This is a genomic window from Roseovarius sp., assembly GCF_965228755.1.
Classification (GTDB): Bacteria; Pseudomonadota; Alphaproteobacteria; order Rhodobacterales; family Rhodobacteraceae; genus Roseovarius.
Map to the genome: position 1 here is coordinate 171120 of NZ_CBDDIG010000013.1, position 18585 is coordinate 189704.

The window sequence follows — 18585 nt, forward strand, 5'->3', positions numbered from 1 at the left end:
CCCCCCCTCACCCGAACAGGAAATCGTCCTCGTCGATCCGGCCTGTCACGCCCTCCAGCGTGATCGTCCCGTTGTCCCAGCTGATCACCGTGTCGCCGCCGCTGCGGCGGATCGTGAGGTCGTCGTAGTCGGCGCCCCCGTCGAGGCGGATCACGTCGGTGCCGTTCTGGTAATCGGTGATCGTGTCGTGGCCGGTGTTGGTATCGGTGTCGAAGATGAACACGTCGCGGGCGTTGCCGCCGCTGAGGATGTCGTCGCCGCCGCCGCCGATCAGGGTGTCGGCGCCGCCGATGCCGATCAGCGTGTCGTTGCCGTTGCCGCCGTCGAGCCAATCGTTGCCGTAGCCGCCTTCCAGTATGTCGTACCCGCCGCCGCCATACAGCACGTCGTTGCCGTTGTTGCCGCGCAGGCTGTCATCGTGGCGGCCGCCGTCGAGCGTGTCGTTGCCGTTCTGCCCGAGCAGCGTGTCGTTGCCGTCGCCGCCGGAGAGGCTGTCCCAGTTGAACCCGCCCTTGAGCGAGTCGGCGCCGCCATCGCCGAAGAGCGTGTCCTCGCCGTTGTTGCCGATCAGCGTGTCGCCGCCGTCGCCGCCGCGGGCGATGTCGTCGCCGTTCTGGGTGTGCAGGTAGTCCGCCCCGTTGCCGCCGATCAGCAGGTCGGCATCGCCGCCGCCCTTGATCGAGTCGTTGCCGTCGCCGCCGTTGAGCGTATCGCGGCCTGCCCCGCCATAGAGCGAGTCCGCCCCCGCGCCGCCGTACATCGAGTCGCTGCCCGCGTCGCCGCGAAGCTCGTCGTTGCCGGTGTCGCCGGTGATGTAATCGTGCCCCTCGCCGCCGTGCAGCCGGTCGTTGTGGTCGCCGCCGCGCAGCGTGTCGTTGCCGGCCTCGCCGTAGAGCGTGTCATGGCCGGTCTGGCCGAGGAGGCTGTCATTCCACCCGCCGCCGAAGAGGAGGTCGTTGCCACCGTCGCCGCTGAGCGTGTCGTGACCGCTGTCGCCGCGCAGCGTGTCGGCCCCCGCGCCGCCGAACAACCGGTCGTTGCCGACCTGGCCGCGCAGGGAATCGTTGCCATTCTCGCCGCGCAGCGTGTCGGCCCCCGATTGTCCGAACAGCCTGTCGTCGCCGTCGCCGCCCTCGAGGCTGTCATTGCCGGTGCCCCCGTCGAGCCGGTCGTTGCCCGCGTCGCCGGCCAGCGTGTCGTCGCCGTCGTCGCCGCGCAGGGTATCGGCGCCGTCGCCGCCATTGAGCCGGTCGTTCTGGGCGCCACCGAGCAACAGGTCGTTGCCCAGGTCGCCATGCAGGGTGTCATCGCCATTGCCGCCCTCGACGGTGTCGTCGTCACCCTGGCCGAACAGGGCGTCGCCGCCGTTCTGGCCCAGGAGCCGGTCGTTCCCGCTGCCGCCATAGAGCGTATCGGCGCCCTCGCCGCCGTAAAGCAGGTCGGTGCCGCGCCCGCCCTTCAGGATGTCGCCGCCATCCATTCCCAGGATCCGGTCGTTGCCCCGCCCGCCGACCAGGAGATCGCCGCCGTCATGCCCCTCGAGCGTGTCGTTGCCGTCATTGCCGATCAGCGTGTCGGGCCCCCAGTCGCCGCGCAGCAGGTCGGCGCCGGTCGTGCCGTCGATTTCACGGGCCGGGGCCGAGAAGCTGCGGTTGATCGCCACCTCGACGGCGCCGCGCACCGCCTCGGGGTCGAGCGGCTGGCCATTGGCACTGCGCAGGATGATGGTCTCGCCCCGGTAGGTGATGCGGGCGCCGTAGGAGGTGCTGACGATGTCCAGCCGCGCGACGTCGTAGAGGAAGGGCAGGCCCGAGAGGTCGAGGATGTCCTGGGCCGGGTCGAAGCCGACGATCGTGTCGGTCTGGCCGTCGGGGGTGAGCACGTAGCGGTCGGCACCGCCGCGCCCCTCGAGCCGGTCGCTGCCGCTGCCGTCGAGCAGGATGTCGTCGCGCCCGGTGCCGGTGAGGGTGTCGTTGCCGGTGCCGGCGACGAGGACGGTTCCCTGTTGCGACAGGTCGGCGCGGAGCACGGCGATGCCGGCGTCTTCCTCGGTGGCCGCGAAGACCTGGAGTTCGTCGCCGATGACGGCAAGCTCGAGCGCGGTCACGTCGCCGAGCGGGGCCTGGATCGTGCCTTCGAAGCTGTCGATATGGACGAGCCTTCCATCGGGCATGAGCTCGAACAGCGTGACACCGCCATCACCGCCCGCCGCCACCACGTAGGTATGCCCGTCATGGGTGAGGGTGGCCACTTTCTGGACGTTGCCGAAGCGCGAGTCGCGGGTGTCGAGCACGTGATCAGTCGGCGTCAGCCCGCCCTGCGCGTCGAGCCGCATGACGCTGAGCGCGCCGGACTCGCCGTTCGAGGGTTCCGAGGCGACGATCACGTAGGTGCCCTGGGCCGTGGTGGCAATGGCGATGTCGGTGGGCACCATGATGCCGAGGCCCTGCGCCGGGCCGATGCTGTCGCCCGCGCGGGCCTCGTTGGCGCCGATGGTGTAGGCCGTGACGCCGTACTCGGACTGGCTGGCGACGATGACGATATCGGTGCCGCCGACCCCCGCGGTGGCGGCCGCGGCGATGGCGTCGGCATGGGTCGCGGCGGTATCGGCGACGGTGTAGCCCGTGCCGAGCGACCCGCCGCCCGTGCCGTGCACCGAAAAGCCCGCCTGCCCCGGATCGGCGAGGATCAGGTCGCCGCCCGCCGTGATGGCCGCAACCGCGGGCGCCGCGCCGATATCGGCGCCGCGCAGGACCGCCCGCCCGCCAAGATCGCCGCCCGTGCCGAGGGTATAGCGGAGGATGCCGTCATTGTTGAAGCCGGTGGCGTAGAGCCGGACCGTGCCGCCGGTGTCGGTGACCAGAAGGTCGTGGCCGGCGCCGCTGACCTGGCCGGTGGTATGGAGTGCCTGATCCCCCGAATGCGGCAGGCGGTCCTCGCGCAGGCGGTAGGTTGCGAGCCCTCCTTCGGGTCCCGAGACCGAGATCAGCACCGGGCCGTTCGGCCCGTCGACATACTCGAGGTCGCTGATGCCCGTGTCCAGCACGCCCTGGCCGGTCGCGATCGTGCCCCGCAGTTGCAGTTCCATCCTGCTCACCCCTTTGTTCCACCGCCAGAAGGGATGCCGCGCGATGTGGCGCCGAAGCGGGATGGCATTGGGGCGAGACCGTGAAAAACCCGTCGAAATTAATTCGACGGGTTGGGTATTATCGGTCTGTTAAGGTTCCGGTCAGAAGCGGGCCGCCAGCGCGGCGAGGCCTTCGGGCGGGGCGGGCCAGTGCGCCGCATCGTCAACTGGCCGGGAGGGATCGTCTGTCGCCGTGGCGCAGGCCGCCCGCATCTCGGCGATCCAGCCCTGCATCCGCCGGATCGTCGCCACCTCGTTCTCCGTCAGGGCCGAGTCGCCGCCGCCCGCTCCCCGGCGCGCCTGTTCCGCGAGCAGGGCATGGGCCAGGTTCATCTGCGTCACCTCGTCCACGACCGCGAGGATGCGGCGGCGGCATTCGGTTTTCGCGGCCATATGCCGTGCCTCTGCCGCGCGGCGGGTCTTTTCCCCGGCGGTGATCATCTGGGTCAGGTCGATATTGCTCATGCCGGGCCCTCCGTTCCGGTGGCGTGGGGCGGCAGGGGCACCGGCCCGTCCGCCGTCAGGGTGAGGGGCGCGGGAAAGCGTGCGTCCTGCGCCGCGCCGGCCCCGTGCGGCAGGATCAGGGGCACCGTCAGTATACCTGCCGCGTCGCGGGTCACGTCGCCCGCGATCCACGGGCTGGCGATTGCCGCGCGCGGCAGGGTCGCGCCCGGCGGCACGGGCGCGAAATCGAACGGTTCGTCGTTGATCGTCAGGGTATCGCCCGACCGGGCGAGGGTCAGCGCCCCGTCGGCGCGGATCGGTGAAAAGGTCAGTTTCATGGTCTCGCTCCTCCTCAGAACCAGCGCCCGAAGGCGAAGACGTTCATATCCGTGGCCACCGGCCCGCCCGATGAGTCGAAGGCCTGAACGTCACAGCTTGTCGTGCCGGAGAACCCGGATTGCATCGCGCCGCCGCCAGACAGGGTGGCCTTGGTCAGAATCCCCTGCACCGTCGGCGCCTGGTCGAAGGCGGCGGGGTACGTCCAGATCACGGCGCCCACCGCACCGGCCAGCCTGCGCTTGCCGCAGATCTGCGTGCCGTCGGCAAAGCGCACGTAATCGCCGTTGGCATTGCTGCCCCGTTCGATGACCGCGCCGGTGGGGGTGCCGCCGGATTGGGTCACGGTGCCCAGCAGGTTGCCCGGCCCGAAGCCGTAATCGGCGCGCATCAGGCGGCCCGCGGTGGTATCGGTGGGGGATTGCTGGACGGCCGCGCCGGTGAGCTGGAAACCGGTTTCGATCTGCTGGGTCGCCGGATCGGCGCGCAGGGCGTCGTGCCACGTGCTGCCGTCATCGCTGACCTTCACGGAAAAGGCGGTGTCGCCGGCGAGGCCCATCTCGGCATGGCCGGTCCAGTTCGACTGGAAGAGCAGCGAGGCGGTGTCGGTTCCGGCGGATTTGTTGATCTTGAGCTGGTGGCCCGCGCCCTCGTGGGTGAGGAGCGTGGCGGCGGAGGCGACGGCGAGGCGGTTGGTGCCGTCGGAGGCCGTGTTGATGCCGATGCCGTCGAGGTTGTCGAGGTCGGGGAGGATCTCGGCCCAGCCGGTGCCGTCGAAGACCTTGAATTGTTCGGTGGCTTTGTCCCAGGCGCGCCAGCCCACCTGCGGGTCGATGAAGAGCCACGCCTCGGTGATGCGCAGGGCCAGCTTGTTCGGCTCTCCCGCCCAGTCGTCGGTCGGGCTGGGGCCGATGGCATAGAGCGTGCCGGTGACGGGCTCGAAGGGCGGGGTGTTGGCGCCGGTCTCTTCCAGCGCCGCCTGGACGAGGCCGTCGAGCACCTGGAGCGCCTCGTTATGGGTGACGTGTTTCTGCGCCTGGGACGGCTGGATCAACGGCAGGTCGAGGCGCGCGGTGATGTCGGACATGGGTGGTCGGCTCCCTTGGATTAGGTCGCCGGAGGTCTAGGGTGCGGTGCATTAACGGAGGTTGAGAGGACCGTGCGTTGCGCGGATCAGGCGCCGCGTTTCGAGCTGGTGGCCTGCGGGTCGATGTCGCCGTCGGGCCTGAGCACCACGCCGAAGAGGGTTTCGGCCTGATCAGTCGTGTAGCGGCCCAGCGCCACGTCCCGCGCGACCAGCGCGGGGTCGCGCGTCATCGGGTCGCCGTATCCGCCGCCGCCGGGGGTTTTCACGCGCACGCGGTCGCCGGGGGCCAGCGGGATGTCCTGTTCCTTGGAGAGGTGTTCAGGGACGTAGGCCGTGCCGTCGCGCCAGACGGTGACCTCGTTGGGCGCGCCGTCGGCGCCGCCCAACACGCCCTGGGGTCCATAGCGGCCGTGATCCATCACGAAGCTGGCCTTGGCATTGCCGCGGCGGAGTTCGAGCTCGTAATCGAGGCCGAAGCCGCCGCGCATCTGCCCTGCGCCGCCGGAGCCTTCGCGCAGGGCGTAGCGGTGGTAGAGGACGGGGAAGGCCTGTTCCATGATCTCCACCGGCGGGGCCTTGGAGATGCCGATGGTCGAGCAGCCGTTGGTGATGCCGTCGCCCCCCGCATAGCCGCCATAGCCGCCGCCGGAGAGCTGGTACATGACGAAGTCGCGGCCCTTCGCCGGGTCGTGGCCGCCAAGGGCGAAGTTGCCGGAGGTGCCGGCGGGGGCGGCGGTGACCCGGTCCGGGAGGGCGTCGACGAGCGCGGCGAAGACCGCCTCGGCGATGCGTTGCGAGACTTCCGCCGCGCAGCCCGAGACGGGGCGGGGGTATTGGGCGTCGAGGAAGGTGCCCTCGATCCCGGTGATGGTGAAGGGCTCGAAGGCGCCGGCGCTGATCGGGACCTCGGGGAAGATGTGGCGCATGGCGAGGTAGACCGACGAGAAGGTCGTGGCGCGGACGGAGTTCATCGGCCCGGCGCAGGGCGCGCTGGAGCCGGTGAAGTCGAAGGTGAGCTGGTCGTCCTGCCGGGTGACGGCAAGGCGGATGGCGAGGGGTTCGTTGACCACGCCGTCGCTGTCGACCCAGGCGGTGGATTGGTGCGTGCCCTCGGGGATGTCGGCGATGAAGCTGCGCATCTGGGCAGCGGCGCGCTTGCGGAGTTCGGCGATGGCCTGCGAGACGGTAGTGTCGCCGTACCGGTCGAGCAGCGCGTCGAGCCGGGCGGCGCCGAGGTCGAGCGCGGCGGCCTGGGCCTTGACGTCGCCGATGCGCTGGTCGGCGACGCGGATGTTGGAGCAGATGATGGCGTAGATTTCCGCGTCGAGCTGGCCTTTCTTGAAGAGCTTGATGGGCGGCAGGCGCAGGCCTTCCTGTTCCACCGCCGTGGCGGAGGCGGAGAAGCCGCCGGGCACCGCGCCGCCGGTGTCCGGCCAGTGGCCGGTGTTGGAAAGCCAGCACCAGAGCTGACCGTCGCGGTAATAGGGCCGCGCGAAGCGCACATCCATCAAGTGGGTGCCGCCGAGATAGGGGTCGTTGACGATGTAGATGTCGCCGGGCTCGGGGGCGCCGGCGCGGCCCTCGCGGATCATCCGGATGAGGGTGCGGGTGGAATATTGCATGGTGCCGACGAAGACCGGCAGGCCGCCCGCGCCTTGGGCGATGAGCGCGCCGTCGGCGGCGTCGTAGATGCCGTCGGAGCGGTCGTTGGCCTCGGCGATGACGGGAGAGAAGGCGGCGCGGGAGAAGCTGAGATCCATCTCGTCGCAGACCTGTTGCAGGCCCGCCTGGATGACGGAGAGGGTGATGGGGTCGATCATGCGGCTCGTCCCGGGTTTGTTTCGTGGTGCGAGGCCCCGGTTCGGGGGCCGGGGCGGGTGTGCGTTGGGGTCATGTTGGCGCCCCCACGTGAAGGATGATGTTGCCGTGCGGGTCGCCTGTCGCCCGGTCGCCGGGTTCGATGAGGAGGGTCGTGTCCATCTGTTCGATGATCGCCGGTCCGGAGAGGGTGAAGTCGAGCGGCAGGTGATCGCGCCAGTAGATTGGTGTGTCGTGGATGTCGTGGCCGAAGCGGACGGGGCGGGTGCCGGTCTGCGCGTCGGCGAGGGCGGGTTTGCGGCCCGACGGGTCGATCAGGGTGGAGAGGTCGAGCGGCACGCGGGCGCCGATGACGGAGCAGTTGGCGTTGACCACGTTGGCACGGATTTCCGAGAGTTCGACCCGGAAGCGGCGGAAATAGGCGATCTCGAACAGCTCGCGCAGGCTGGCGTTGTCGATCTCCGGCGTCTCGAGGTCTACGCGGAGGAGGTGGGTCTGGCCGACGAATTGCATGTCGACGCTGTAGAGGTGGCGGAGGCCGCGGATTTCGACCCGCTCCTTGGCGATCAGGCGTTCGCCCTCGGCTTTCTGGGCGGCGAAGATGTCGGCGAGCTGGGTTTCGGCCAAGGCATCGACGGGGGTGTTGATGGTTTGCACGAAATCGTGGCGGAGGTCGGCGACGACGCAGCCGATGGCGTTGGTGATCCCGGGGCGGCTGGGCACGAGGACGCGGGGGACACCGAGCTCGCGGGCCAGCGCCGCGGCGTGCAGCGGCCCCGCGCCGCCGAAGGCGAAGAGGGCGAAGTCGCGCGGGTCGGCGCCGAGGGAGAGGGAAACCATGCGGATCGCGCCTGCCATGGTGGTGTTGGCAAGTTGCACGACGGCTTGCGCGGCTTCGTGGGCGGTGAGGCCCAGCGGTTTGCCGAGGCGTTCGGCGAAGATGTCTTCGACGGTTTGGAGAGTGACGCCGCCCTTGACGGCAAGGCGCCCGGGGTCGAGCCGGCCGAGGAGGAGGTTGGCGTCGGAAATCGTGGGTTCGGTGCCGCCGCGGCCATAGCAGATGGGCCCGGGGTCGGCGCCGGCGCTTTGCGGGCCGACTTCGAGGAGGCCCGCGGCGTTGACGCGCGCGATGGAGCCGCCGCCGGCGCCGACGGTGCGCACGTCGACCATGGGCACGTGGATCGGCATGGCGTACTCGATCTCGATCTCGTTCGAGACGGCAGGTTCGGCGCCGCGCACCAGCGCCACGTCGGTCGAGGTGCCGCCCATGTCGTAGGTCAGCAGGTCGGGCATGCCGGCGACGCGGCCGGTATAGGCGGCGGCCATCACGCCAGAGGCGGGTCCGGACATGACGGTTTTCGCCGCTTCCCGTGCCACGAAACGCGAGGAGACCATGCCGCCATTGCCGTTCATCACCAGCACGTCGCGGTCGTACCCGCCCTCGGCGAGGCTTTCGGTCAGGCGGCGGAGGTAGCGGTCGAGGATGGGCTGGACGCTGGCATTGACCGCCGCCGTGACGCCCCGTTCGAATTCGCGGGATTCCTGCAGGATGGCGTGGCCGAGGGTGATGTGGCTGTTGGGCCAGATCTCGGCCAGCACGGCGCCGGCGCGCTGTTCATGGGCGGGGTTGGCGTAGGAATGGAGGAAGTGGACAACGACGGCCTCGCACCCGGCGTCGAGCAGGGTTTGCGCGGCGGCGCGCACGGCGTCTTCGTCAAGCGGGGTGACGACGGCGCCGGCGGCATCGACCCGTTCCGGCACTTCGAGGCGCAGGTCGCGGGGGATGAGGGGCGTGAACTGGCCGGTCATGCCGTAGGCCTGCGGCCGGGTGCGGCGGCCAAGTTCGAGCACGTCGCGGAAACCTTGCGTGGTGATGAGGCCGGTGCGGCTGAGCTTGCGTTCGAGAACGGCGTTGGTAGTTGTCGTGGTGCCGTGCACGATCAGGTCGAGCGCGGCGAGGTCGCATTCGGCGGCGGTGAGCGCGTTCATCACGCCAAAAGCCTGGTTTTCCGGCGTGCTGGGCACCTTGGCGATGCGCACGGCGCCGGTCGTCTGGTCGAGCTGCAATAGATCGGTGAACGTGCCGCCCACATCGATGCCCGCCACCAGCCCGGACCGTTCCTGCGCCATCTGCCCTCAACCCCTGTTGTTATCGGTTGCGAGCGTTGTCGAGCCTTGGGGAAAAGTCAACGTGGCGGGTTTGGGCTTGATCCCGCCGGGCCCGCGTATAACTTGGAATCATTCTAAACAGAAAGGCCGCACATGATTCCCGGTATATCCTCCCGCCGCCGGTTTTCGGATCTGAACGAACAGGAAATCCTCGCGCTTGCCATCTCCTCGGAGGAGGATGACGGGCGCATCTACCGCTCCTATGCCGAGATGTTGCGGGAGGATTACCCCGATACTGCCCGTGTCTTCGACGGGATGGCGGAAGAGGAGGATGGCCACCGAAAGGCGCTGATCGAGCTGCACCGCAAGCGGTTCGGCGAGGTGATCCCGCTGATCCGGCGCGAGCACGTGGCGGGGTATTACGCGCGGCGGCCGGTCTGGCTGGTGGAAAACCTCGGGATCGAACGGATCCGCGAGGAGGCCGAGGCGATGGAACGGGACGCGGAGGCGTTCTACCTCAAGGCGGCGGCCAACACGACGGATGCGGACACGCGCAAGCTGTTGGGAGACCTTGCGGCGGCAGAGGCGGGGCACCAGGACCGGGCCGGCGAGCTTGAGCAGGAACATCTCGACGACGACGCCCGCGCCGCCGAATCGCGCACCGCGCGGCGGCAGTTCGTGCTGACATGGGTGCAGCCCGGGCTGGCCGGGCTGATGGACGGCTCGGTCTCGACCCTGGCGCCGATCTTCGCCACGGCATTCGCCACGCAGGATACGTGGACCACCTTCCTTGTCGGGCTGGCGGCCAGCGTGGGGGCGGGGATATCCATGGGCTTCACCGAGGCCGCCAGCGACGATGGCGAGCTGTCGGGCCGGGGCAGCCCGGTGAAGCGCGGCATCGCCAGCGGGGTGATGACCACGGTGGGCGGGCTGGGCCACGCGCTGCCCTACCTGATCCCGGATTTCTGGACCGCGACGATCATCGCCTTCATCGTGGTCTTCGTGGAGCTGTGGGCGATCGCGTGGATCCAGAACCGCTACATGGAGACGCCGTTCTTCCGGGCGGCGTTCCAGGTGGTGCTGGGCGGCGCGCTCGTCTTCGCGGCCGGGGTGCTGATCGGGAGCGGGTAGAGGGGGCTGTCTGCCCCCTCCTGGCCTGCGGCCAGTTCACCCCCGAGGATATTTCCGGCCAGAAGAAGCCTGGGCGGCGGTGGCTAGGCGAGGTCGGTCTGGATCCAGCGGGGGGAGTGGTGGATGTCGATGGTCTGGAGGCGGCCGGGGCCGGCGTTCTCGAACCTGTGGGGCTGGCCGGCGGGGGCGAGCACGACCTCTCCGGCGGCGGCCTCGATCACCTCGTCGCCGACGAAGAAGCGGGCGTGGCCGGTGATCACCACGAAGGTCTCGTCGTAGGGGTGGACGTGCACGCGCGGGCCTTCGCCGATCGTGTCGGTTCCGTAGGCGAGGATGGTGTTGGCCGAGCCGATGGTTTCGCCGGCCAGAGCGCCGCGCCACGGGCCCTCGCCGGACGGGTCGAAGGCCCGGGCCTTGGCAGCGGGCCGGTCATCGGGCGGGGCGGTGGCGGGGTCGTAGTCGCGGCGCGCCATTCAGCCGGCATCCTCGCGCAGGGTGTCGGCGACGAGCGCGTTGGCGTGGCCGTGGCCCATGCCGTGCTCCTGCTTCAGCCAGGTGACCAGCTCCATGTGCTTCCTGCCGGGTTGGGTGCGGATCAGGGTCTTCCACTCGGCGATGGGGCGCCCGTATTTGGCCTCGATGGACGGGAAGTAGGAGGCGGGGCCCTTGATCTTGTCGGTCATTGTCTCTGCCTTTCCTTGCCGGGGCGATGGCCCGTTCGCGGCCAGATATACCGGCTTTGCGATCCGGGAGGGATGATTTCTTTTCCCTCGACCGCATGGCGCGGGTCGGGTGGCAACGGTTTGTTAACCATTGCCCGTCCAAGGTGGCAGCGCGGCCGATGCAGGGGTGCAGCCGGCCGCGCAAGGGCAGCCGCGGCGCGACATCCCCGTTCGCCGCTCGGGAGGGGGCAGGGCATCGCGCTGCCCCCTTCTTCCTGCGGCGGGGCGGCGGCGGCCGTATTCCCGTTTGCGCTCCGGGCGGGGCATGCTAACAAGCGGGCGATGCTGGAAATTTTCTTACAGACCCTGCCGTTCTTCTGCGTGATCGGGCTTGGCTTCGGGGCCGGGCGCACCGGCTTCTTCACCGAGGAGGCGACGGCGTGGCTGACCAAGTTCGTGTTCTATTTCGCGCTGTCGGCGATGCTGTTCCGGTTCTCGGCGAACCTCTCGTTCGGCGAGGTGTTCAACATGCGCTTCATCGCCGCCTACCTGTGGGCCACGGCCTTCGTCTATGGGGTGGTGATGATGGTGGCGTTCCTGCGCGGCGCCTCGATCGAGGAGGCGGCGTTCGAATCGCAATGCGGGGTGATCGGCAACGTGGGGTTCCTGGGCGTGCCGATGCTGACGCTGTTGATGGGCGAGGCGGCGATCGGGTCGGTGATGCTGGTGCTGTCGATCGACCTGATCGTGTTCGGCTCGCTTGTGGTGGTCCTGGTGACCGGGTCGCGCGACGGGGCCGTGGGGCTGGGCGCGCTGAAGACGGTGGGAATCGGGCTGCTGAAGAACCCGATGATCGTGTCGATCGTGCTGGGGCTGGGCTGGTCGGCGCTGAAGCTGCCGATCCCGGGCGTGATGAACGATTTCCTGTCGCTGCTGGGCGGCGCGGCGACGCCCGGGGCGCTGTTCGCCATTGGAGCGTCGCTGGCCACGAAGAAGGCCGAGCGGCCGGTGATCGCCGGGTGGCTGAGTTTCAGCAAGCTGGTGCTGCACCCCGGGGCGGTGGCGTTCTCGGCGCTGCTTTTGTTCCCGGTGGAGCCCTATGCCGCCGCCGTGATGATCGCCGCCGCGGCGCTGCCGGTGGCCGGCAACGTCTACATCCTGGCCGAGCATTACCGGATCGCGCCGCAGCGGGTGTCGGCCTCGATCCTGATCTCGACGGCGCTGGCGGTGATCACGGTGTCGCTGGTGATCGGCTGGGTGGGGCAGCTTTACTGAAAGGATCCGTCGCATGAGGGAAGAGCCATCCGGGTACGAGCCGCTGCCCCTGCCGCACCGGCGGGAGTTGGGCGATGCCGTCGCCTTGAAGGCGGTCGAGGCGTTCCGCGCCTTGATGCGGCAGCGGCACACGGTGCGGCACTACGAGACGCGGGCGGTGCCGGAGGAGGTGATCGCCACGGCGATCGAGACCGCGGGCCTGGCGCCGAGCGGGGCGAACCAGCAGCCCTGGCATTTCGCGGCCGTGGCCGACCCGGGGATGAAGGCGAAGATCCGGGCGGCGGCCGAGGAGGAGGAGCGGCAGTTCTACGAGGGCGGCGCGGGCGACGCGTGGCTGGCGGCGCTGGAGCCGATCGGGACGGATGCGAGCAAGCCGCACCTGACGGATGCGCCCTGGCTGATCGTGGTGTTCGCGCAGCGCTACGGGGTGAACCCCGACGGCACGCGGCGAAAACATTACTACGTGCCCGAGAGCGTGGGGATCGCGACCGGCCTGCTGATCACCGCGCTGCATACGGCGGGGCTGTCGATGCTCACGCATACGCCGAACCCGATGAAGTTCCTCAACGGATTGCTGAACCGGCCGGAGAATGAAAAGCCGGTGATGATCCTGACCGTGGGCCATGCCGCCCGGGAGGCGACGGTGCCCAGGGCGGCCACCATCAAGAAACCCCTGGCAGAGATCATGACGGTCTTTCGCGCGGAGTGAGGCGGCCCCGGGTTCAGCCGCCGCTTTCCATCAGGTCGACTTCAACGGGCTGGTAGAACAGTTCGACATCGCTTGCCGCCATGACCCCGGTGCAGACCCGCCGTGTCTCGATATCCTCCACCAAGAGCTCGAACATCGCGCGCTGTGTCTGGTGGAGGTCGCAGGAGGCGCTTTTCGAGACCTCGCAGATCACGCCGTGCAGGCGGTAGGCCCGCAGCATCGGGCAGCGCAGCGCCGTGTCCATGTCGATGCTGTGACGGAAGTCGAGCAGCTTCTGGCGGTCCTGTTCGGCGCGGGCCTTCTCGGCCTCGCTCAGGCTTTGCCACATGGCGCTGTCCGGCTGGTCTTCGAGGCTGTCGAGTTCGATGATGACCTGGGCCTTGGCCTGGGCGTAGCCGATCACGTGGCCGGGGTTGTGGTTGGAAAAGACGATGGTGTTGATCTTGTAGGGTTCGGCCTTGAGAAGGGCGCCTTTCGAGTCAACACGGCTCAGAACGTTCGCGTACTCCCTCCACAGCTCGGGATCGTAGGGAGAGGCCGCCAGTTGCCGGCGGACATATTCGAGCTCCTCCTCCGGCGGGACGCGCTCGACCACGCGGCTGGAGAACATGTCGCCCTTCATGTCGTATGTCGATATCCAGCTGGCCATGATCTTGTTCAGGCCGGGGTTGTAGGGATCGCATTTCAGCGCTTCGGCGGCGTGTTCCTTGGCGCGCCGCATGTGCGCCTCGCTGATGAAATCGTAGCCGTAGCGCCAGGCGACGTGCTCGTCGAAGCGCCGGGCGTTCTCGTAGTCGAAGAATCCGTCGCGCGTGAGATAGGCGTGGGCAAAGGCGGCATCGGCGCGCGTGGCGCTGTCCGAGGTGGCGTAATGGATGCGCAGGTAGTCGAGGGACGGCATCGGCGTCTCGGCAAGGGTCTTGAGCGCCCAGTCGCCTTTCTCGCCGTAGTAGAAGCTGAGGGCCGTTCCGACCTTGCAATGAAGCACCGGATCGACCTCGCCCATGTCGAGGGCGGGGGCGTAATAGTCGCACAGGGCCTCGACCATCTCCCACGAGCCGCCCCAGCCGGGGACGGTCATGTCGAGGCCGCGCTCGAGCGTACCGGGGTCGGGCCGCAAGGTCATGGCCTCGTCCAGCACCTCGAGGGCGCGGGCGGTTTGCCCCGTTGGATTGGCCAGCCGCAGGATCGCATCGGAGGCCGGCAGAAGGGCCGGTTCGCTTTCGTAGGCCGCATGGGCCAGTTGCCATGCATCGAACTGCAATTCGCGGAAGACGTCGAGCGCCTCGGGATAGATGAACCGGGCGCGTTTCTCGCCCCGGATATGCCAGGCGGTGGTGTAGAGGACCCAGGCCAGCCCGGTGCGGGCATAGGGGCTTTCGGGATGGGCCTCGAGCCACCCCTCGGCGAAGCCGGCGATCTCGGGGCTGTTGGTGCCGAAGACCTCGTAGAGCCAGCGCAGCTGATTGACGCTGACCTTGTCCGCCGCGGTCAGTGCCTGAAGCTCGGAAAAGGCGGTTTCGACGAGCGTATGGTCGCCCTCATCGATGGCGGCGTAGAGATCGGCCTTGGAGAAAAGCGCGTTCTCGTCGGCCGTGTCCTGGGCCGCGGCCGGTGCCGCCAAGGTGATGAGGGCCATCATCGTAAAGAACTTGATAACGCTGGACATGGTATCCCTTCCCGGAAGTTTCAGCTTCAGGTTGAGCTGCGCTTTGCGGCGTGAATGTGGCCCTTGCTGGGAAACTGGAAGGCTGGGCATGTCGCTGTTGCAATTGCCTGCGCCGGTTTTGCGTTTCCAGTCTTCGGCAGGCTTGTTAGAGACGGGTAACTCTGGGTCCTGGCATGGGAGAGAAGAATGGAAACCGTTTCCGAGAACGCCTGTTTCGGCGGTGTGCAGGGTGTGTACAGGCACGCCTCGAAGGCCTGCAGTTGCGACATGACCTTTGGCCTGTTCCTGCCGGAACAGGCGAAGGACGGGCCGGTGCCGGTGCTGTGGTACCTGTCGGGGCTGACCTGCACGCATGAGAATGCGATGACCAAGGCGGGCGCGCAGGGCTGGGCGGCCGAGCAGGGGATCGCGCTGGTGTTTCCCGATACGAGCCCGCGGGGTGAGGGCGTGGCCGACGAGGATTCGTTCGACATGGGCCAGGGCGCGGGGTTCTACGTGAACGCCACGCAGGATCCTTGGGCCAAGCATTTCCGGATGTGGGACTACGTCGGCGAGGAGCTTCCCGACCTGGTGGCGAGCGAGTTCGCGATTGACGCCAGCCGGCAGGGGATCACCGGGCATTCCATGGGCGGGCATGGCGCGCTGACGCTGGCGATGGGGCTGAAGGGGCGGTATCGCTCGGTGTCGGCCTTCGCGCCGATCTGCCATCCGACGGCGAGCGACTGGGGCCGCAAGCAATTGGGCGGCTACCTGGGCGATGGCGAGGCCGCGTGGGCCGCGCATGACGCGACGCTTTTGATGCGGGAGGCCGGGTTTGACGGGCCGATCCTGACGGATACCGGGACGAAGGACCAGTTCTTCAAGCTGCTCAACACCCATGACTTTGCCCATGCGGTGGCCGAGCGGGGGCAGCAGGCGAACCTGCGGCTGCAGCCGGGCTATGACCACAGCTATTTCTTCGTCTCGAGCTTCATGGAGGATCACGTGAGCTTCCATGCCGAGGCGCTTTATGCGGGGTAGCTTGGCTACGGTTTGCGAAACACGCGCGGTGTTAAGGGCTTCAGCCCGCCGCGCATCGGCCGCTGGCCGGCAGGCGATTGCTCGCAATCGCCGAGAGGTGGGCCGCCCCGACGGTCCGGCGATTTTGCTGGCGGAGCGTGACCTCGTGAGGGAAGAAGTGCCTGGCCGGTATAAAGCGCCAAGCCATATCCGTTGGTTCGCCGCTCCGCGGCCCGTCGATGCGCGGCTTCTCAACCGGGCGCCGGATTTCGCCGCAGACTGTATTCGGAAGGACATTGCATGAGCCATTACGACCTCATCATCATCGGTTCCGGCCCCGCCGGGCGGTCGGCCGCGATCCAGGCGGGGAAGCTGAAGCGGCGGGTGCTGGTGATCGACCGGCGTGACCGCCTTGGCGGTGTCTCGGTGCATACCGGCACGATCCCGTCGAAGACCCTGCGCGAGACGGTGCTGAACCTCTCCGGCTGGCGTGAGCGGAGCTTTTATGGCCGGTCCTACCGGGTGAAGGAGGATATCGGCGCGCAGGACCTCAAGTCGCGCCTGCACAAGACGCTCGATTACGAGGTCGACATCCTCGAACACCAGTTCAACCGCAACCATGTCGACACGCTGCACGGCATGGCAAAGTTCATCGGCCCGAACGAGGTGGAGGTGGCCACCGAGGCGGGCGAGGTCAGCCGGCTGACCGCCGACCGGTTCCTGATCTCGACCGGGACCAAGACCTATCGGCCCGATTACGTTCCTTTCAACGGCTCGACCATCGTCGACAGTGACGAGTTTCTCGAGCTGGCGCAGATCCCGCGCAGCCTCGTTGTTGTGGGCGCCGGGGTGATCGGGGTGGAATATGCCACCATGTTCTCCGCGCTCGACGTGCGGGTGACGCTGATCGAGCCGCGGGATACGTTCCTCGATTTCATCGACAGCCGGATCATCGAGGAGTTCACCCACCAGATCCGCGACAACGGCGTCGACCTGCGGCTTGGCTCGGCCATCGAACAGATCGAGGATGCCGGCGGCCATGTCGAGGTGAGCATGGCCAACGGGCGCCACGTGCGGGCCGAGATGCTGCTGTTCGCCGCCGGGCGGATGGGGGCGACCGAGCGGCTGAACCTCGATGCCGTGGGCATTGAGACCGACCATCGCGGGCGGATCGAGGTGGACCGCAAGACCTACCAGACCTCGGCCAGGCATATCTATGCCGCCGGCGACGTGATCGGGCACCCGAGCCTCGCCTCGACCTCGATCCAGCAGGGGCGGATCGCGGCGTGCCATGCGCTCGATACGCCGACGCTGCCGGAAAGCCCGTGGTTTCCCTATGGCATCTACTCGGTGCCCGAGATTTCCACCTGCGGCATGTCCGAGGAAGAGATGCAGGAGCGCGGCATTCCCTACGAGGTGGGCGTGGCCCGGTTCCGCGAGACCAGCCGGGGGCATATCATGGGGCTGGAGCACGGGATGCTGAAGATGCTGTTCAGCCTTAAGACCCGCCGGGTGCTGGGCGTGCAGATCGTGGGCGAGGGGGCGACCGAGCTCATCCATATCGCGCAGGCGGTGCTGAACCTGAAGGGGACGGTGGATTACTTCGTGCAGAACACGTTCAACTACCCGACGCTGGCCGAGGCCTACAAGATCGCCGGGCTCGATGCGTTCAACCGGATGCCCATTCCCGAGGAATACAAGGTGAAGCGGGAAGCGGGTAAGAAAGCGAAGAAGGCGTGATCTACGTCGATGCCGATGCCTGCCCGGTGAAGGCCGAGGTGGAGCGTGTGGCCACGCGGCACGGCGTAGGCGTGAAGATGGTGTCGAACGGCGGCATCCGGCCGTCGGCCAACCCGGCCGTCGAGACGGTGATCGTGCCCGAGGGGCCAGACGAGGCCGACAAGTGGATCGCCGAGCGGGCCGGTGTGGGCGACGTGGTGATCACCGCGGACATCCCGCTGGCCGCCCGCTGTGTCGAAGGCGGCGCGCTGGTGCTGAAACCCAATGGCGAGGCGCTGACCGAGCGCAACGTGGGCGCTGCGCTGGCCACGCGCGACCTGATGAGCGACCTGCGCGCCGCCGATCCGTTCCGGCAGGGCGGCGGCAAGGGGTTCACCAAGGCCGACCGGTCACGCTTTCTCGACGCGCTGGAACGGGCGCTTCGCCAGGCGTCGCGCTGAGCCGTTTTTCCGGGCGCGGCGCTTTACAATCCCCGCCCGCTCCCGTTTGTTGCCGGGAACAGCGAACGGGACTTCATGACGCAGGTTTCCATAGAACGGTCCAACCTGGTGGGCGCGCTCTGTGCGTTCACGGCGGCGCTGTGCTTTTCGCTGAACGACGTGGCGATCAAGTTCGTCTCCGACGGCTACGCGCTGCACCAGGTGGTGTTCCTGCGGGCGCTGGTGGGCATTCCGACCTTCCTGATCCTGGTGATGCCGTTCTTCGGCGGGTTCCGGGTGTTCCGCACCCGCCGCCCGCTGGCCCATGCCGTGCGGGGGCTTTGCGTGGTGTTCGCCAACTCCTTCCTGTTCCTCGGGCTGGCCGCCCTGCCGATTGCCGACGCGGTGGCGATCTTCTTCGTCTCGCCGCTGGTCATCACCGTCTTCTCGGTGATCTTCCTGCGCGAACGGGTGGGCGCGCGGCGCTGGGCGGCCATCGCGGTGGGGTTCGTGGGGGTGTTGCTGATCGTCAAGCCGGGCACGTCGGCGTTTCAGCTGGCCTCGGTCTTCCCGATGATCGCGGCCTCGCTTTACGCGGTGATGCACATCATCGCCCGGCGGATCGGCGACACGGAAAGTGCCGCGACCATGGCGATCTATTCGCAAAGCTGCTTCCTGGTCGTCAGCGCCGCCATCGGGTTCAGCATCGGCGACGGCAAGCTGGCCGGATTGGCGCCCGACGACCTGGATTTCCTGCTGCGGGCCTGGGCGCCGGTGGACATGGCGGATATCCCGATCTTCATCCTTCTGGGTGTCAGCGGGCTGGCCGGCGTGCTGTTCATCAGCCAGGCCTACCGGCTGAGCGAGGCGGCCTTTGCGGCGCCGTTCGAGTATGTCTCGATGCCGATGGCGATCCTCTGGGGTGTCACGGTGTTCGGCACCTGGCCCGACGCGGTGGCCTGGGCCGGCATCGCGCTGATCCTCGGGTCGGGGCTTTACCTTGTCTGGCGCGAATCGCGCAAGGGCACCCACGTGGCCGACGGGCCGGTCAGGAGATAGG

Annotated in this window: 16 protein-coding genes; 7 read left to right on the forward strand and 9 right to left on the reverse strand. The window is 68.2% G+C overall.

Features of this window, described 5'->3' with window-relative positions; translation table 11 throughout:
• Positions 1-7 precede the first annotated feature (7 nt).
• The 6 genes from ACO07J_RS19140 to ACO07J_RS19165 form a co-directional block, all read right to left on the reverse strand.
• The gene (locus ACO07J_RS19140; protein ID WP_422031924.1) at positions 8-3088 is read right to left on the reverse strand and encodes a calcium-binding protein; all 3081 of its coding nucleotides are present in this window, start codon (positions 3086-3088) and stop codon (positions 8-10) included.
• Positions 3089-3229: 141 nt separating this feature from the next.
• Entirely contained in the window at positions 3230-3592 is a 363-nt protein-coding gene (locus tag ACO07J_RS19145; RefSeq protein WP_422031926.1) for a hypothetical protein, read from the reverse strand.
• Positions 3589-3909 carry a hypothetical protein gene (locus ACO07J_RS19150; protein ID WP_422031928.1) on the reverse strand — a complete coding sequence of 107 codons (321 nt, stop codon included), beginning with the start codon at positions 3907-3909 and terminating at the stop codon, positions 3589-3591. Before ACO07J_RS19150 ends, ACO07J_RS19145 begins: the two co-directional genes overlap by 4 nt.
• A 14-nt stretch (positions 3910-3923) precedes the next feature.
• Positions 3924-4994, reverse strand: a complete 1071-nt coding sequence (locus tag ACO07J_RS19155; protein WP_422031930.1) for a DUF2793 domain-containing protein — start codon at positions 4992-4994, stop codon at positions 3924-3926.
• 86 nt (positions 4995-5080) lie between these two features.
• Positions 5081-6814 carry a hydantoinase B/oxoprolinase family protein gene (locus ACO07J_RS19160; protein ID WP_422031932.1) on the reverse strand — a complete coding sequence of 578 codons (1734 nt, stop codon included), beginning with the start codon at positions 6812-6814 and terminating at the stop codon, positions 5081-5083.
• 70 nt (positions 6815-6884) lie between these two features.
• Positions 6885-8942, reverse strand: coding sequence for a hydantoinase/oxoprolinase family protein (locus ACO07J_RS19165; RefSeq protein WP_422031934.1), 2058 nt, complete (start codon positions 8940-8942; stop codon positions 6885-6887).
• Between the two features lie 132 nt (positions 8943-9074).
• Between ACO07J_RS19165 and mbfA the strand changes: the two genes are divergently transcribed.
• Positions 9075-10052: an iron exporter MbfA gene (gene mbfA / locus ACO07J_RS19170; RefSeq protein ID WP_422031936.1), complete on the forward strand. Its 978-nt coding sequence runs from the start codon at positions 9075-9077 to the stop codon at positions 10050-10052.
• 83 nt (positions 10053-10135) lie between these two features.
• Here mbfA and ACO07J_RS19175 read toward each other — a convergent pair whose 3' ends face one another.
• Complete coding sequence (locus ACO07J_RS19175; RefSeq protein WP_422031938.1) at positions 10136-10525, reverse strand: cupin domain-containing protein; 390 nt, start codon at positions 10523-10525, stop codon at positions 10136-10138.
• Positions 10526-10735 carry a DUF4287 domain-containing protein gene (locus ACO07J_RS19180; protein WP_422031940.1) on the reverse strand — a complete coding sequence of 70 codons (210 nt, stop codon included), beginning with the start codon at positions 10733-10735 and terminating at the stop codon, positions 10526-10528.
• Between the two features lie 321 nt (positions 10736-11056).
• Between ACO07J_RS19180 and ACO07J_RS19185 the strand changes: the two genes are divergently transcribed.
• On the forward strand, positions 11057-11989 hold the full coding sequence (locus tag ACO07J_RS19185; protein WP_422031942.1) for an AEC family transporter: 933 nt from the start codon (positions 11057-11059) through the stop codon (positions 11987-11989).
• Between the two features lie 13 nt (positions 11990-12002).
• On the forward strand, positions 12003-12698 hold the full coding sequence (locus tag ACO07J_RS19190) for a nitroreductase family protein (protein WP_422031944.1): 696 nt from the start codon (positions 12003-12005) through the stop codon (positions 12696-12698).
• A gap of 13 nt (positions 12699-12711) precedes the next feature.
• Here ACO07J_RS19190 and ACO07J_RS19195 read toward each other — a convergent pair whose 3' ends face one another.
• Complete coding sequence (locus ACO07J_RS19195; RefSeq protein ID WP_422031946.1) at positions 12712-14367, reverse strand: hypothetical protein; 1656 nt, start codon at positions 14365-14367, stop codon at positions 12712-12714.
• 186 nt (positions 14368-14553) lie between these two features.
• Here ACO07J_RS19195 and fghA point away from each other — a divergent pair, with 186 nt between their 5' ends.
• From fghA to ACO07J_RS19215, 4 genes are all read left to right on the forward strand, one after another.
• Positions 14554-15387: an S-formylglutathione hydrolase gene (gene fghA, locus ACO07J_RS19200; RefSeq protein ID WP_422031948.1), complete on the forward strand. Its 834-nt coding sequence runs from the start codon at positions 14554-14556 to the stop codon at positions 15385-15387.
• A 279-nt stretch (positions 15388-15666) separates the two neighbouring features.
• On the forward strand, positions 15667-17106 hold the full coding sequence (sthA, locus tag ACO07J_RS19205; protein WP_422031950.1) for a Si-specific NAD(P)(+) transhydrogenase: 1440 nt from the start codon (positions 15667-15669) through the stop codon (positions 17104-17106).
• Positions 17103-17546: a YaiI/YqxD family protein gene (locus ACO07J_RS19210; RefSeq protein ID WP_422031952.1), complete on the forward strand. Its 444-nt coding sequence runs from the start codon at positions 17103-17105 to the stop codon at positions 17544-17546. The genes sthA and ACO07J_RS19210 overlap by 4 nt, the downstream gene beginning before the upstream one ends.
• Before the next feature lie 75 nt (positions 17547-17621).
• Positions 17622-18584, forward strand: coding sequence for a DMT family transporter (locus ACO07J_RS19215; protein ID WP_422031954.1), 963 nt, complete (start codon positions 17622-17624; stop codon positions 18582-18584).
• The last annotated feature ends 1 nt before the right edge of the window (position 18585 follow it).